Below are 15,351 nucleotides of genomic sequence, written 5' to 3' on the forward strand. Positions count from 1 at the left end.
CCCTTGGGTTGACTTAATCCGCGAAACTACGTGTCATCAGGAACAATTAACAATGTGGTAACGTCACCCATGGCCCTCCGAACCGGTACCTCCAACGGCGATACTCTGGTGGGGACGCGCTTCGCGGATACGCTGGAGGGCCTGCAGGGCGACGACACGCTCATCGGCCGCCTCGGCCCGGATGTCTTCCTGGGCGGGGAGGGCAGTGACCTCGTCCAGTTCACCAGCTTCCCGGTGCTGCTAGACCTGGTCGGCGGCACATCCTCCGGCGAGGCGACCGGCGATACCTTCACGGGCATCGAGTCGTTCCGCTTCGGCAACGGCGCCGATACGCTGATCGGCACCGGGGATGTTGGCGGCGTGCAGGTGGATGGCTCGAACGGCGATGACAGCCTGGTCGGCGGCGATGGCGGCGATACGCTGCGCGGCGGCGCCCATTCGGACACGATCACCGGCGGCGACGGCGACGATCTGCTGGATGGCGGCGCCGACCACGACGTGATCGAGGGCAATGCCGGTGCCAACACGCTGACCGGCGGCAGCGGCAACGACACGATCACCACCGGTTCCGGTGACAACGAGGTCGATGGCGGCAGCGGGAACGACTACATCGCGACCGGCGGTGGCGCCGACCTGATCAGTGCCGGCAGCGGCGCCGACACCCTGTCCAGCAGCGGCGGCACCAATACGATGCGGGGCGGTGCGGGCGACGACGTGATCGCCACCGGCGACGGCGATGACGAACTCGACGGCGGCAGCGGCAATGACCTGCTGATGGGTGGTGACGGTGCCGATACGATGCTGGGCGGCAGCGGGAACGACGTCCTGCTCGGCAGCCCGGTGGCGCTGGGCGCCGGGATCGAGGCAATCCGCCTGGCCCTGCTGCCGGACCAAGGGGAAGCGGCCGACCCCGATGCCGGCGCCTTCATCGATGGCGGGTCCGGCGACGATGTCATCGTGGCTGGTGGCGGGGCCGATACCCTGGCCGGCGGCAGCGGGATCGACATCATCCTGGCCGATGCGATCGGCAGCGTTTCAGGCGACGACGACGTCGATGGCGGATCGGGCACGGATGTCCTGGTCGGCCTCGGCGGGTCCGATACGATCCGCGGCGGTGCGGGCGGGGACCTCATCCTGGGCGACCTGCTCGGCCCGGTGGCGGACAGCCTGGCCGGCGCCCTGCTCGGCATCGATCCAGCCGACCTGGTCGGCGACGATCTGCTGGATGGCGGCGCGGGTAGCGACATCATCCTGGCCGGGGCCGGGCAGGATACCGCCAGCGGCGGGGCGGGCGGCGACCTGATCCTGGCCGGAGAGGGCGCCGACAGCGTCACCGGCAATTCCGGCATCGACGTGATCGTGGGCGAGGGTGGGAACGATACCCTGTCCGGCGGCGGCGATGACGATCTGCTGCTGGGCGATTTCAGCGTCAACAACCTCGTCGGCATGGTGATCGCGGAAATCGGCGATGGCCCGGCCTTCGTGCCGGCGCCGGATGGCAATGACCGCATCAATGGCGATTCGGGCGATGACGTCGCCCTGGCCGGCGGTGGCGACGATACCGTTCGCGGCGGCGCGGGCATGGACCAGCTTGCCGGCGGCGACGGCCGTGATTCCATGACCGGCGATGGCGACGGCGACAGCCTGGCCGGCGGCGGTGGCGACGATACGGTGAACGGGGGCGCCGGCAACGATTTCATCGTCGGCGACCTGGAAGACGGCGTGGCGGATACGCTGGCGGAAGAGACGGTCCTGCGACTGGCCGACACCCTCGCCGACCTCCTGACGGATGTCGACTTCCTGGGCGCGCTGCGCGTCGGACTTGGCCCGCTGGCGCTGACTCCCAATGCGCTCCTCGACCTGCTGCTGGGCGCCCTCGGGGAAACGGACCTGGATCCGGGCGAACTGGGCCTGGACGGCCTCGACCTCGACGACCTCGATCCCGATGCGATCGACTTCGACGATCTCGACCTGCCCGGCATCCTGCTGCCGTTGCTGCCGCTGCTTGTCGAATTGCTGCCCGGCATCGTCGCGCCCTTCATCGAGCGGGAAAGCGGTGACCCGGGCGATGACCGCCTGTTCGGTGGCGCCGGGGATGACACGGTGCTGGGTGGGCAGGGCGATGACAGCCTTCATGGCCAGGACGGGGCTGACGAGATCGAGGGCGAGGAGGGGCTGGACCTCCTCCTCGGCGGGAATGGCGGCGATACGCTGTCGGGCGGCAACGAGCGCGACCGCCTGTTCGGCGAGGATGGCGATGATGTCCTTGACGGCGGCGAAGGCAACGACGTCCTGTTCGGGGGTATCGGCGCGGACACCCTGAACGGTGGCGAGGGCCGGGATGTGCTGGACCTCAACGCCAATTTCGACACCGAGGATGATGATGGCGGCTACGCCAATGGCGGCGATGGCAACGACAAGGTCTACGGCAGCGACGGCATCGATACCCTGCTGGGCGGCGGGGGCGATGACTTCATCAACGCGCTGGATGGCGATGACAGCGTCGCTGGCGGGGACGGAGACGACGACATCTGGGGCGGCTTCGGCGCCGATACCCTGATGGGCGGTGCCGGCAACGACACGATCGACCTCAATGCCGACCTGGAAGACGAGGATGACGGCATCGACGCCGATGGCGGCCAGGTGGATGGTGGCGAAGGCGATGACGACATCTATGGCAGCGATGGCGTCGATACCCTGCTGGGCGGCGGGGGCGATGACTTCATCAACGCGCTGGATGGCGATGACAGCGTCGCTGGCGGGGACGGAGACGACGACATCTGGGGCGGCTTCGGCGCCGATACCCTGATGGGCGGTGCCGGCAACGACACGATCGACCTCAATGCCGACCTGGAAGACGAGGATGACGGCATCGACGAGGATGGTGGCCTGGCCGATGGTGGCGCCGGCAACGACCGCCTCTATGGCAGCGCGGGGGCCGATACCCTGCTCGGCGACCTGGGTGATGACTACCTTTTTGCCCTGGATGGCGGCGATGTGCTGGATGGCGGCGCCGGCGCCGATACCATCGTGATGGCGGGCGATGACACTGCGCAAGGCGGGCAGGGGGCCGATATCTTTGTCCTGCGCAGCGTGCCTTTCGACCTTGTCACCGTCGAGGATTTCGAGGTCGGCGTGGACCGCTTCCAGTTCTCTTTCGCCGGCGCCAACGCGACCTCGGTCTATTACGACGACTTGTTCGGGGCCGTGTTCTTCGACGATGGATCGGGCGAGGAGATGATCGCCCTCGTCGACCCAGCCTCGCCCCTGACGGCCAGCGACTTCATCTTCGGTTGAAGCGCCGCCAGGCGATGCCGCCCGTCCCGCAGCACGCGCGGGACGGGCATCCGACAAGAAGACTGCTGCCTATGGTGGCTCTTTATCGACTGATTCGCCGCCAAATGCCCTGATCCGGCCCTCACGTATGTGGATAAGTGCGTTATCAACAGAATGATGCTTGCATGAGTTCCAAAAATTAATAATATCCTACCGTATCGACACGCTACGGATGGGGTGCCTCATGTCTCTCTCGATGCGGATCGCCGGCTACTGGCTCTGCGTGACCTGCGCGACGATCGCCTGGTTCACCGCCATCGCGGGGCTTGAGATGTGGCCACTGCCCGTCCAGCTGGCGCTGGCTTCCATGGTGCCGATGGGTGGCCTGTGGTGGCACCTGGTCCTGTTCCAGGACATCCTGAAGGCTCGCAAGGCCGCGCGGCAGGCGCCACCCAAGGCCCCGGGGACCGCCGCCAGTGCGCCCGCAGCCGGCACGCCCGCCGCCCTGCCGGAAGCCGCTCTCCGCGGCGCCTTGCGGCAGGTGAGGGAGGAGGCCGCCGCCCTGGCCTGGGACCCCACGATGCAGCGCGAATTGCAGCTGCGCATGGAATGCGACATCGAATTCGCCCGCGCTGTCGCCCCCCTGGCGGATAGCGAGCGTGCGGTCCTTCTCCTCGCCGCCCGCGGTCCGGTGGTCCGGAAGCGTCTGGCCCAGGCCGCGCAATTGCTGCTGCTCGACCGCGCGCAGCCGCTGGCGGACGACCCGATGCGCCACCGCCTGCAGGCAGGCCTGGCCGCGATCTCCCCGGCGCTGGGGGAGGATTTCGCCCTGGTGATGCGAACGGCCGGTGACCTCGACCCAGTCGCGGTGGCCCGCCACCTGGTGACGCATCCCGCCATGGCCCTGGAGCGGGCGCCGCAGGCGACCCTGTTGCGGGACACGACCGCGCTGCTGGCCCGGGATGCAAGGCCGGCCGTCCGGGCAACCGTGACGGCCCTGCTGGCCCGCCAGGTGGAACGCCCGGTCCAGGCGCAGCTCGAAGCCTACCTTGCCACCGCGCAGGCGCCGGAAGGCGTGGCCCTGGCGGCACTGGGCGCCGCGGCGGAGCCCGCCCGGCTGGCGCAGGGACGCGGCTGAAAACCGGGCTTGTTCACCGTCTGTGCCAGCAGTCCAGCCACCCCGCGAAGTAGCGCTACACGGCATTGATGTAGCACTACTACATCACCTGATGGGCGCGCCCGCTGTTGTAAATCCGCTTTACAGAATGCCCGTCAGCCCTGGCCGCGCTCCCGCGCCTTCACGGCCTGCCAGGCCGCTTCCATCGCCTCCAGCCCCGCATCCCCTGGCGCCTTGCCCTCCGCCGCCAGGGCCTTTTCCACGGCGTTGAAGCGACGCTCGAACTTGGCGTTCGCATCCCGGAGGCAGGTCTCAGGGTCCAGGTCGAGCTTCCGGGCCAAATTCACCAGCACGAAGAACAGGTCGCCCACCTCATCCGCCTGGCGGGCCTTGTCCATGGCGGGAAGCTCCGCCCGAAGTTCGGCCGCTTCCTCCTCCAGCTTGTCCAGCACGGCGCCGGGGTCGGGCCAGTCGAAGCCGACGCGGGCGGCGCGGCGGGCCAGCTTCAGGCCGCGGGTCAGGGCGGGCAGGGTGGTCGGCACCCCGGCCAGCGTGCCTGTTTCTGCCCGCGCCGCGCGCTCGGCTTCCTTCTGGACCTGCCAGGCGCTGTTCTGGGCGGCGACATCCCGGGCCGCGGCTTCCCCGAAGACATGGGGGTGGCGGCGGATCATCTTGTCGGCGATCGCCTGGGCGACCTCCGCGAAGCCGAACCGGCCGGCCTCGGTCGCCATCTGGGCGTGGTAGACGACCTGGAAGAGCAGATCGCCGAGTTCATCCATCAGCTGGGGGAAATCGGGGCCGCGGGCGATCGCGTCCGCGACCTCATAGGCTTCCTCGATGGTGTAGGGCGCGATGGTCGCGAAATCCTGCACGCGGTCCCAGGGGCAGCCATCCGGCGCCCGCAGCCGCGCCATGATCGCCAGCAGGCGTCCCAGTTCGGCGGCGGGATCCTTGGGCGCATCGGTCATCGTCATCGCTCCGGCCATATCCACCCGGCATCGCGCCTCGGGCTGGCCGGGGCAAGGGGGGGCGGCCTTGCAACGGTTCAGGCGGCAGGCCGAGGGCGCGTTTTCCCCAGCTGATATCCACAGATCAAATTGCCGCATAAGATATATTATGGAAAGAAAAAGGCCTGGGGACAAGCCGGTGGATGTGGGGAAAGCCGGGCCGCGCCACGCCTGGGAGTGCACGCCCGGGACCACTCGAACAGGTCGTGAACTCAGCCCGGGTGCGGGATTTCCAGCACCAGGCCGTCATGCCCAGGCTCGATGCCAGCCGGCAGCGATGCCGCCAGCGCGGCATGGTCCATGTCCGTGCCCATATGGGTCAGCACGGTCCGCCGCGGCTTCAGGCGACGCGTCCACTCGATCACCTGGTCCACATTGGCGTGCACTGGGTGCGGCTTGCGCTGGAAGCAGCCGACCACCCAGGTGTCCAATCCCTCCAGCGCCGCCAGGCTGTCCTCCGGCAGCGCCACCACATCAGTGGAATAGGCGAAGTTGCCGATGCGGAAGCCCAGCGTCTCCATCACCCGGTGGTCCTGGCGGAAGACACGCACGGGCAGACCGCCCATCGCCACCACCTCCCCCGGCGCGATCGCCTTGGGGGTCAGCGCCGGCCGGTAGAAGCCGGGCGGCGTCGGCGGGCGGAAGGCGTAGTCGAACCGCACCTTGAGCATCGACAGGGTCGAGTAGCTGCCGAAGGTGTCGATGGCCGAACCAGTGATGCGGTTTACGATCCGGAGTTCATCGATGCCCAGCACGTGGTCGGCATGGGAATGGGTGAACACCACCGCATCCAGCCGGGCCTGGCCCGCCGCGAGCAATTGCTGGCGCAGATCCGGGCCCGCATCGATCAGCAGCCGCTGGCCCGCCGGACCTTCCACCAGGGCCGAGGTCCGGCCGCGGCGGTTCAGCGGGTTCGCTGGATCGCAGACCCCCCAATCGCCACGTCCATCCGGCCCGCCCAGCAGCGGCACGCCGCCGGAGCCGCCACAGCCCAGCAGCGTGACGCGCAGCACTACGCCGCGGCCCGCGGAAACAGCCGGCGGAAATTGGCCGTGGTGAGGTCCGCGAGCGCGGTGAGCGTCAGCCCCCGGACCTCCGCCAGCCTGGCAGCGGTATGGGCGACATAGGCGGGTTCGCAGCGCTTCCCCCGCAGCGGCACCGGGGCGAGGTAGGGGCTGTCCGTCTCCACCAGCAGCCGCTCCGCCGGCACTTCCGCCGCCATCTCCCGGATCGCGTCCGACTTCGGGAAGGTCAACATCCCGCTGAAGGAGATGTAGCCACCAAGCCCGAGCGCCGTCCGCATCAGATCCGCGCCGGAGGAGAAGCAGTGCAGCAGGAAGGGGAAGGCCCCTGCCCCATGCTCCTCCACCAGGATCGCCGCGATGTCGGCATCGGCGTCGCGCGCATGGATAACCAGCGGCAGGCCGGAGACACGCGCCGCCGCGATATGCGCCCGGAAGCCTTCCTGCTGCACCGGCCGCGGCGACTTGTCATAGAAATAGTCGAGCCCGGATTCCCCAAGCCCGATGATGCGCGGATGGTCTGCCTCCCGCAGCAATTCCTCGACGCTCGGGACCGGGCGTTCGCCGGCGTTGTGAGGATGGATGCCGACCGTGCCCCAGATATCAGCATGGCGCGTCGCGATGTCCCGCACCGCCGCGGCCTGCTCGCCGAGGCGCGTGCCGATGGTCACCATCTCCGCGACGCCGGCCGCGCGGGCGCGGGCGACGACAAGGTCCTGTTCCTCGCCCTGGAAATGGTCGAGGTGACAGTGTGAGTCGATCAGGTACATATATTCAGGCCCTCAAACGCCGGGCGCCCGCTCCGCGGGCTTGGCTTCGCCGCAAAGGCGGCGGGCCGCATTCGCGGCCTCGGCCCATGCGAAGTGGCATGGACCGTCTCATGCTGCTGCCTCGACCTTCTTGAACAGCGGCTCGGGCGGCGGCAGGGCCAGGCCGGCGGGCAGGGGTTCCGCCAGGTGTTCCAGCCCCCTCGCCGCTTCCGGCACGCCGAGCTGCGCCAGCAGCTTCGCCATGGTGTCGGGCATGAAGGGCTGCAGCACCGTCGCCAACGCGCGCAGCGTGTCGTGCAGATGGCGCAGCACCACGGCCATGCGGACGGGGTCCGTCTTCTTCAGCGCCCAGGGCGCCTCGACGGTGATGTAGCCATTGGCTTCCCGCGCCAGCGCCATCACGGCTTCCAGCGCCAGATGGTATTCCTGCCGGTCGAGGTGCCCGCCAACCGTCGCCGGCAGCGCCGCCACAAGCCCGCGCAGCGCCACATCGCCCGGCGCGGTCTCCGCCGGCGCCGGCAGCGTCGCCTCGCAATTCCGCTGGATCAGCGACAACGTCCGGTTCGCCAAATTCCCCAGCGCATTCGCCAGTTCGCCATTCAGCCGGTTCACCAGCGCGGAGCGGGAGAAGTCGCCATCCTGCCCGAACGGCACTTCCCTCAGAAGAAAGTAGCGCACGGCGTCCAGGCCGAATTCTTCCACCAGCGCCACCGGGTCGATGACGTTGCCGAGGCTCTTGCTGATCTTCTGCCCCTCATTCGTCCACCAGCCATGGGCGAAGACGCGATGCTGCACGGGCAGGTCGGCGGCCATCAGGAAGGCCGGCCAGTAGATCGCGTGGAAGCGCACGATGTCCTTGCCGACGAAATGCAGCTCGGCGGGCCACCACTTCGCGAATGTCGCAGGATCATCGGGATAGCCGACCGCCGTGATGTAGTTCGTCAGCGCATCCAGCCAGACATACATCACATGCGCCTCATCCCCCGGCACCTTCACACCCCAGGTGAAGGAGGTGCGGGAGATGGAGAGGTCGCCAAGGCCGGACTTCACGAAGGCCATGACTTCGTTGCGCCGGCTGGCGGGCAGGATGAAGTCCGGATGCGCATCGTAATAGGCGATCAGCCGGTCCTGCCAGGCAGAGAGGCGGAAGAAATACGAAGGCTCCCTCACCCACTCCACCGGCGCGCCGGACGGCGCGTATTTCACGCCGTCGCGCTCGGTCAACTCGTCCGGGCCGTAGAAGGCCTCGTCCCGCACGGCGTACCAGCCCTCGTAATGGCCGAGGTAGATTTCGCCATTGGCGACCAGCTTCTCCCACAGCGCCTGGCAGGCGCGCTTGTGGCGATCTTCAGTCGTACGGATGAAGGCGTCGTTGGACAGGCCCATGGTCGCGGTCAGGTCGCGGAAATGCTGGCTGACGCGGTCGGTGAAGGCCTGCGGGTCCATCCCCGCATCGCTCGCCGCCTTTTCCACCTTCTGCCCGTGCTCATCGGTGCCGGTCAGGAAGAAGACCTCATGCCCCTGAAGGCGCCGCCAGCGCGCCAGCACATCGGCGGCGAGCGACGTATAGGCATGCCCGATATGCGGCTTGTCGTTGACGTAATAGATGGGGGTCGTGATGTAGCTGGTTGAGGTCACGGTATTTCTTCCGGATATCAGCGTCGCGGCGAGAGCCAGCCCAACGCCGTCAGCACCGCCTGCTTGCGATCCAGGCTCAGCAGGTCCGTCTCGGTGGCGAGCCGGCCGAGGCTATCCCACAGGGTCGACCACTCGGCAAGCGGACGCAAGGCGAGCCAGGGGGGCGGTGTTTGGCCACGCGCGGCGCCGCGCACGGCCGTGGAAATGGCCTGCCGCATCAACGCGATGAAGGTGGCGAAGCTGCTGCCATCGCGCTTTGCCGCGACGCCTTCCGCCAGCGCGTGCCAGCGGCGGCGATCACCCTGCGCGAGGCCGTTCAGCACCTCATCCACCATGGCCTGGATCGCCAGCCCCTCGCCTTCCGCCAGCATCAGCGCCCGTCCCGGGGAGCCCTGCGCGATGCGCGCCAGTGCGCTACGCTCGGTCGGGTTCAGATCCGGCTGCAGGCGCTTCAGCAGCGTATCCATCGGCGCCTCCGCCAAGGGAGACAGGTCGAGCCGCCGCACGCGGCTCAGGATGGTCGGCAGCAGCCGGTCCGGCGCCGCCGTGGTCAGCATCAGCACCGCCCGCGGCGGCGGTTCCTCCAGCGTCTTCAGCAGGGCGTTGGCGGCCTGGGGTTGCAGCAGCTCCGCCCCATCCACCAGCACGAAGCGCCACCCGCCCTCCGCCGGCGTCATCGCCATGAAGCGGATGGCGGCCCGGGCGTCATCGACGCGGATCACCTTCTTCACCCCGGTGTCGCCGGTATTGGGCCGCAGCGCGCGGAGGTCCGCATGCGCGCCGGCGGCGATGCGGCGGAAGGTCGGGTGATCCGGCGCCAGGTGCAGGGCTGTTGCGCCCTCCGCCGCCGGCTTCTCCGCCATCCCCGCCATCAGCCAGCGCGCGAAGCGGTAGCCCAGCGTCGCCTTGCCGATCCCGGGCGGGCCCGCCGCCATCCAGGCATGGGGCAGGCGGCCGGACCGCGCGGCCTTCTCCAGCACCGCGGCCGCGGCGTCATGCCCGAACAGGTCGGGGTTGGAGCGGACGGGAAGATCCTCATCCTCCTCCACCTCCGCCGCTTTGGCGGCACGCGGCGCACGACTCATGGCGCCAGCCTTTCGGCGACCACCGCCGCCACCGCCGCCGTCACGTCATCGACCGCGACGGTCGCATCCACCACCGCGCAGCGATCGGCCTCCGCCAGCGCCAGGGCGAGAAACCCGTCGCGCACGCGCCCGTGGAAGGCGGCGTCCAGCCTTTCGTAGCGGTCCGCCGCCACGCCCCGCGCCATGGCCCGCTGCATGCCGATGGCTTCCGGCACGTCGAGGATCAGCGTCAGGTCCGGCCGAAGCCCCTCCAGCGCCAGCCCCGCCAGCGTGTCGAAGGTGGCGCGCGCCATGCCGAGGCCATGCACCTGATAGGCGAGGGTGCTGTCCGCGAAGCGGTCGCACACCACCCACATCCCCGCTGCCAGGGCCGGCCGGATGGTCTGCACCGCGTGTTCCCGGCGGCCTGCGAACAGCAGCATCGCCTCCGCCACGGGATCGAGCCCCTGCCCGCCCAGGAGCACCTGGCGGATCGCCTCCGCCCCCGGCGCGCCACCGGGCTCCCGCGTCACCAGCACGGGGATGCCGCGGGCGCAGAGATGGGCGGCCAGGCGGCGGGCCTGGGTGGATTTGCCCCCGCCCTCGCCGCCCTCGAAGGTGATGAATCGACCGCGCGTGATCATGCCCGGGGGTGTCGCCCCTTACGCGCGAAGTCTCAAGTAGCTAGCTGCCGAACCAGCGCCCGATCACCGCCGGGATGCGCGGAAACAGGCCGAGCCTGTCCACATCCGCCCCCGCGATCAGCGGCACCGACATCTCCGGCACCCCCTGCCCGCTGATCAGCAACGTGCCGATTCCCTGCCCCTTCGTCACCGGTGCGGGCACGGGTGCGTCGAAGCGCACCCGGACCTGGAGGTTCCGGCGCCATTGCCGCGGCAGCGTCAGCACCAGGTCGCGGCCCGCCACCAGCGGCACGGTCGGACGTTCGCCGAGGTAGACCGGCACTTCCTCCACCGTGTCGGCGGCGCGGAAGACGACGACGTTCTCGAACTCCCGGAACGCCCATTCGAAGAGCCGCTCGCTCTCCTCCGCCCGCTGGCGCATCGACCCCAGCCCATTCACCACCAGGATCAGACGGCGGTTTCCCCGCATGGCGGAGGCGGTGAGGCCGTAGCCCGCTTCCTCCGTATGCCCGGTCTTGAGCCCATCCGCCCCCGGGACGCGGCCGAGCGCGGGGTTCCGGTTCTCCTGCGTGATGTCGTTCCAGCGGAAGCTGCGCTCGTTGTAGAAGCGGTAGTATTCGGGAAAATCGACGATGATGCGCCGCGCGAGCGTCGCCAGGTCGCGGCTCGTCATGCGGTGCTCGGGGTCGGGCCAGCCGGTCGAGTTCCGGAAGTTGCTGGACCGCAGGCCGATCCGCCGCGCCGTCTCGTTCATCAGTTCCGCGAACTGGGTTTCCGACCCGCTGATGGCTTCCGCGAGCACGATGCAGGCATCATTGCCGGATTGCACGATGACGCCGCGCGCCAGGCTTTCCACCGGCACCGTCGTGCCGATCTGCACGAACATCTTGGACCCGCCCATCCGCCAGGCACGCTCGCTGACCGGCAATTGCTGGTCCAGCCGGAGTCTGCCCTGCTTCAGAAGGTCGAAGACCACATACATCGTCATCAGCTTGGACATGGACGATGGCGGCATGCGGTCATCCGCCGCCTTCTCCAGCAGCACCGCGCCCGTGTCGAAATCGATGATGAGCGCGTGGCGCGCCAGCGTATCCACCGGCCCCAGCGGCGTGCTGGCGGGGGTGGAGGGCGGCGGCGGGGGCTGGCGCGGCGGCCGCGCGGGCTGCGGCGCGGGGCGCTGCTGCGCCACGGCGTCCACGGCGTTAAGCCCGGTGGCGAGGCCGGCGGCAGCCCCCATGATGTCTCGGCGGCGCATGGCGGCGCGTCTTTCCTGTCCGACTCGCGGGATCAGTCCACGAGGATACGGGCCTCCGATACCCCCGCACGCAGGCTTCCCTCAAGCGCCCTGTCGGCTTCCGGCACCGAGTTGAAGGGGCCGAGCCGCACGCGGAACGTCTGGCGCCCCCGCGGCCCCTGCGCCTCCACCACCGGCCGCAGCCCCGCGAGCCGCGCCGCCTGCCGTTCCGCCATGTCGCGGCGGGAGAAGGTGGCACCCTCGACATACAGCGACCCCGGCATGACGGCGACCCGCACCAGGCGTTCCGGCAGCCGGTCCGGCGCCACGCTGACGGCGGCCTGTTCCGCCACGCCGGCGCGTCCATCGCCCGGCAGGCGCCTCGCCTCCCGCACCCGCGCGGCCTGGGCGGCGCCGGGCGGCGGCGCCAGATCCTCCCGCTCCACGGAGGCGATGGGCGCAGCGGCGATCTGCAGCGCCGGCGTCTCCGTGTTCGGCAACGCGGCGGAGATCCCGCGGCTCTGCTCCCCCACCACCTCGACCCGCACCTGCGCCGTGCCGCCGGGGCGGATGCCCAGCAATTCTCCGGCGCGGCGGGACAGGTCGATCACCCGGCCCGGATTGGCGGGGCCGCGGTCATTCACCCGCACCTGCAATTGCAGGCCTGATTCGAGGTTCGTCACCGTCACCACCGCCGGCATCTGAAGCGTGCGATGCGCCGCGACCAGCGCGGTGGGGTCATGGATCTCCCCATTCGCCGTGCGACGCCCGCTGCGCTGGTCGGCGATGACCGAGGCAAGCCCGGTCTGGTTCAGCGCGAAATCTTCCCGCGGGTAGGACCAGACGCCGCCCATCTGGTAGGGCTCCCCCACCACATAGCGGGGCTGCGCGATGGGGGGTGGCGGCGTGCGCGCGCAGCCCGCCAGCACCAGCAACCCCACCAGGACCAGGCGCTTCATGCCTAGGCCACTCGGTCCGACAGCAGGCCCACCGCGAGGGCGTAGAAGTTGGAGGGGTTGTAGCGCCGGATGACGTTGAAGTTGTGATAGACGGCGAAGGCCTGCCCGCCCGCGCCCCCCGGCGTGATGATCGCCGCTTCCATGTCGAGCGCCGGCAGCGCCGATCCATCCGGCCGCCGCACCCCCATCCGCACCCATTCCCGCAGCGGCTTGGTGTTGTCCCGCCGCGCATCTTCCGGGTTGAAGCCCGCGGGCAGCACGACCTCCCGCCCCCACAACTCCTCCTCCCGCCAGCCGGACCGGGCGAGGTAGTTGCCGATGGACCCCAGCGCATCCGCCCGGTTGTCCCAGATGTCCCGCCGCCCATCGCCATCCATGTCGACGGCCAGGCGTTCGAAATTGCTCGGCATGAACTGGGGATGGCCCATGGCGCCGGCCCAGCTGCCGCGCATGCGGTCGGCCGATACATGCCCGGCATCCAGGATCTTCAGGGCCGCCAGAAGCTCGTTGCGGAAATAGGCGGAACGCCTTCCATCCCAGGCCAGGGTCGCGAGGCTTTCCACCACGTTGAAATTGCCGGTGAAGCCGCCGTAATTCGTCTCCAGCCCCCAGATCGCCACCACCACGCGCGGCGAGACCTTGAACCGCCCCTGCACCGCTTCCAGCGTGGCGCGGTTGTCGGCGAAGGCCCGGCGCCCGGCATCGATCCGGGTCTGGGACAGGCGGGCATCCCGGTACTGTTCCCAGGTCTGGGTGAATTCCGGCTGCCGCCGGTCCAGCTCCAGCACCCGGTCATTGGCGCGGATGCCCGTCAGCGCGCGGGACAGGGTGGCGGCCGAGACGCCCTGCCGCCGCGCCTCCGCCCGGACGCCCTCCAGGAAGGCATCGAAGCTCTGCGTGGCGGCGCGTGCGCCGCCCGGCATCAAAAGGGCGGCCGCAGCCGCGGAAAGGGTGACTCGCCGTGTCGGACTCATGCGCCGTTGATTGCCACAGCCGGGCGTGCCGGGGCAACGCACGGTTATGATGGCATCAGCCGCGGGATGCCGCGGCCGCCATCTCCTCCGCCCGATCCTGCAGCCGCCGGAACACGGCGGTCGCATCGGCATCCACCAGCCGCCCGCTTTGCTTGCGGATGCGGCCATCGACGATCACCGTCTCGATGTCCCCGGCACTGGCCTGCAGCAGTACCAGCCCGGCGGGATCGCTCACCGGGGCCGTCAGCGGCTGGTCGGCGCGGACCAGGATGATGTCGGCCCGCTTGCCCGGCGTGATGCTGCCCGTGACGCGATCAAGCCCGAGGCCCCGCGCGCCGCCGATGGTCGCGAATTCCAGCATCTGCCGCGCCGTCACCGGCGGCGTCTGCGCCACCGTCCGCGTCGCCGCGATGGCCAGCAGGTTCAGCCGGTGCAGTTCCACCGCCATCGCCACCCGCAGCTGCGGCAGCAGCCCGCCACCGACCATGGAGGGAATGTCCGTCCCCACCGAAACCCGCATCCCCGCCGCCGCGGCCTTGAACATCGAGGGATGCCCATGCCCCATCCGCAGCTCGACCTCGGGTGTCGAGGCCAGCATGACGCCCTTGTCGGCGGCCAGCTTGTACTCGTCATCCTCGTGGTTGTTGGCGTGCACGATCTGCAGGCGATCGTTCAGCAGCCCTGCCGCATCCAGTTGCGCCAGCAGGCGCGGCTTGCGGTTGGCGTAGATGCTGGCGCCCGTATGGATCGCGATCGGCACGCCGATCTCAGCCAGCCGGCGCATATCGACCAGCGCCGGTTCCAGCGGCGTGAAGTCCGGCCCCTGGAGGCAGGTCCAGAGCTGGATCATGCCGTCCGAGGCCGCGAGCCTGCCCGCCTTCAGCGCCCTGGCATGGGCCACCATCCGCCCATGGATCGCGCTCGCATCGCCCCCCTGCGGAATGGGCGGCGCGGTATAGGCCAGCACGGCGCGGATGCCGGCATCGGTCAGCCCCTCGATCGCCGCATCGGCGTGGTCGGGGCTCATCGTCTCCCGCGACCAGTCCATCACGGTGGTGACGCCGGCGGCCATCTGTTCCAGCGCGCCGGCGTGGTCGGCCAGCTTCACATCGGCCGGCGTCATCCGGTTGGAATGGCGCAGCACGATGGTCTGGAAATAGCCGACGAAGGAATGCTCCGTGGACAGGCCACGCTGCATCGTCTGGGCCAGGTGGATGTGCCCGTTCACCATGCCCGGCATGGCGATGCGCCCGGCGCCATCGATGATGGTCGCCCCGGCCGGTGCCTCGATATTCGGCGCCACGGCGCGGATGGTCCCGCGCTCGACCAGGATATCGCCGAGCGGCATGTCGCCGACCTGGCTGTCCATGGACAGCACATGCGCGCCGCGCACAAGAATGGGCCGGGCCGGGTCGGCCGCCTGCTGCGCCCGCGCCGTGGCGGGGAGGCCCGAAAGAGTTGCGGCCCCGGCAGCCGCTGCGAAGATCGCGCGGCGGCCGAGGCCGTTGACGTCGGAATTCTCGTTCATTGTTTTCCGGGGCATTGTTTTTTAGGGCCCGTCTCTTCCCGCCGTTCCGCTTCGCGGCTCCGGCAACGACCTGTTACCAAGCAACCGATTGCACGGTCAAGAGCGTAACGCGGCGTTG

Annotated in this window: 12 protein-coding genes; 2 read left to right on the top strand and 10 right to left on the bottom strand. The window is 69.5% G+C overall.

Annotated features, from left to right (window positions below; genetic code table 11):
• Window positions 1-69: 69 nt before the first annotated feature.
• Together ACTIE5_RS03645 and ACTIE5_RS03650 are read left to right on the top strand one after the other, a co-directional pair.
• The gene (locus tag ACTIE5_RS03645) at window positions 70-3,297 is read left to right on the top strand and encodes a calcium-binding protein (RefSeq protein ID WP_439548331.1); all 3,228 of its coding nucleotides are present in this window, start codon (window positions 70-72) and stop codon (window positions 3,295-3,297) included.
• A 223-nt stretch (window positions 3,298-3,520) separates the two neighbouring features.
• Window positions 3,521-4,414 (top strand): hypothetical protein, encoded by an 894-nt coding sequence (locus ACTIE5_RS03650; protein ID WP_439548332.1) that lies wholly within the window; start codon window positions 3,521-3,523, stop codon window positions 4,412-4,414.
• A gap of 134 nt (window positions 4,415-4,548) precedes the next feature.
• Here the strand turns inward: ACTIE5_RS03650 and mazG are convergent, their stop codons facing one another.
• From mazG to ACTIE5_RS03700, 10 genes are all read right to left on the bottom strand, one after another.
• Window positions 4,549-5,361 (bottom strand): nucleoside triphosphate pyrophosphohydrolase, encoded by an 813-nt coding sequence (gene mazG, locus ACTIE5_RS03655; RefSeq protein ID WP_439548649.1) that lies wholly within the window; start codon window positions 5,359-5,361, stop codon window positions 4,549-4,551.
• Between the two features lie 251 nt (window positions 5,362-5,612).
• Entirely contained in the window at window positions 5,613-6,410 is a 798-nt protein-coding gene (locus ACTIE5_RS03660) for an MBL fold metallo-hydrolase (RefSeq protein ID WP_439548650.1), read from the bottom strand.
• 2 nt (window positions 6,411-6,412) lie between these two features.
• Entirely contained in the window at window positions 6,413-7,192 is a 780-nt protein-coding gene (locus ACTIE5_RS03665; RefSeq protein WP_439548333.1) for a TatD family hydrolase, read from the bottom strand.
• Between the two features lie 108 nt (window positions 7,193-7,300).
• A complete protein-coding gene (gene metG / locus ACTIE5_RS03670) occupies window positions 7,301-8,830 on the bottom strand; it encodes a methionine--tRNA ligase (protein WP_439548334.1) in 1,530 nt (509 codons plus the stop codon).
• A 17-nt stretch (window positions 8,831-8,847) separates the two neighbouring features.
• A complete protein-coding gene (locus ACTIE5_RS03675) occupies window positions 8,848-9,915 on the bottom strand; it encodes a DNA polymerase III subunit delta' (protein WP_439548335.1) in 1,068 nt (355 codons plus the stop codon).
• A complete protein-coding gene (gene tmk, locus ACTIE5_RS03680; RefSeq protein ID WP_439548336.1) occupies window positions 9,912-10,538 on the bottom strand; it encodes a dTMP kinase in 627 nt (208 codons plus the stop codon). The genes ACTIE5_RS03675 and tmk overlap by 4 nt, the downstream gene beginning before the upstream one ends.
• Before the next feature lie 40 nt (window positions 10,539-10,578).
• The gene (locus ACTIE5_RS03685) at window positions 10,579-11,793 is read right to left on the bottom strand and encodes a D-alanyl-D-alanine carboxypeptidase family protein (RefSeq protein ID WP_439548337.1); all 1,215 of its coding nucleotides are present in this window, start codon (window positions 11,791-11,793) and stop codon (window positions 10,579-10,581) included.
• A gap of 32 nt (window positions 11,794-11,825) precedes the next feature.
• Window positions 11,826-12,731 carry a septal ring lytic transglycosylase RlpA family protein gene (locus ACTIE5_RS03690; RefSeq protein ID WP_439548338.1) on the bottom strand — a complete coding sequence of 302 codons (906 nt, stop codon included), beginning with the start codon at window positions 12,729-12,731 and terminating at the stop codon, window positions 11,826-11,828.
• A gap of 2 nt (window positions 12,732-12,733) precedes the next feature.
• Entirely contained in the window at window positions 12,734-13,654 is a 921-nt protein-coding gene (locus ACTIE5_RS03695; RefSeq protein ID WP_439548339.1) for a lytic murein transglycosylase, read from the bottom strand.
• Between the two features lie 106 nt (window positions 13,655-13,760).
• The gene (locus ACTIE5_RS03700; protein WP_439548340.1) at window positions 13,761-15,233 is read right to left on the bottom strand and encodes an amidohydrolase family protein; all 1,473 of its coding nucleotides are present in this window, start codon (window positions 15,231-15,233) and stop codon (window positions 13,761-13,763) included.
• Window positions 15,234-15,351 lie beyond the last annotated feature (118 nt).

It is taken from the genome of Falsiroseomonas sp. (assembly GCF_051859025.1).
GTDB lineage: Bacteria > Pseudomonadota > Alphaproteobacteria > Acetobacterales > Acetobacteraceae > Falsiroseomonas.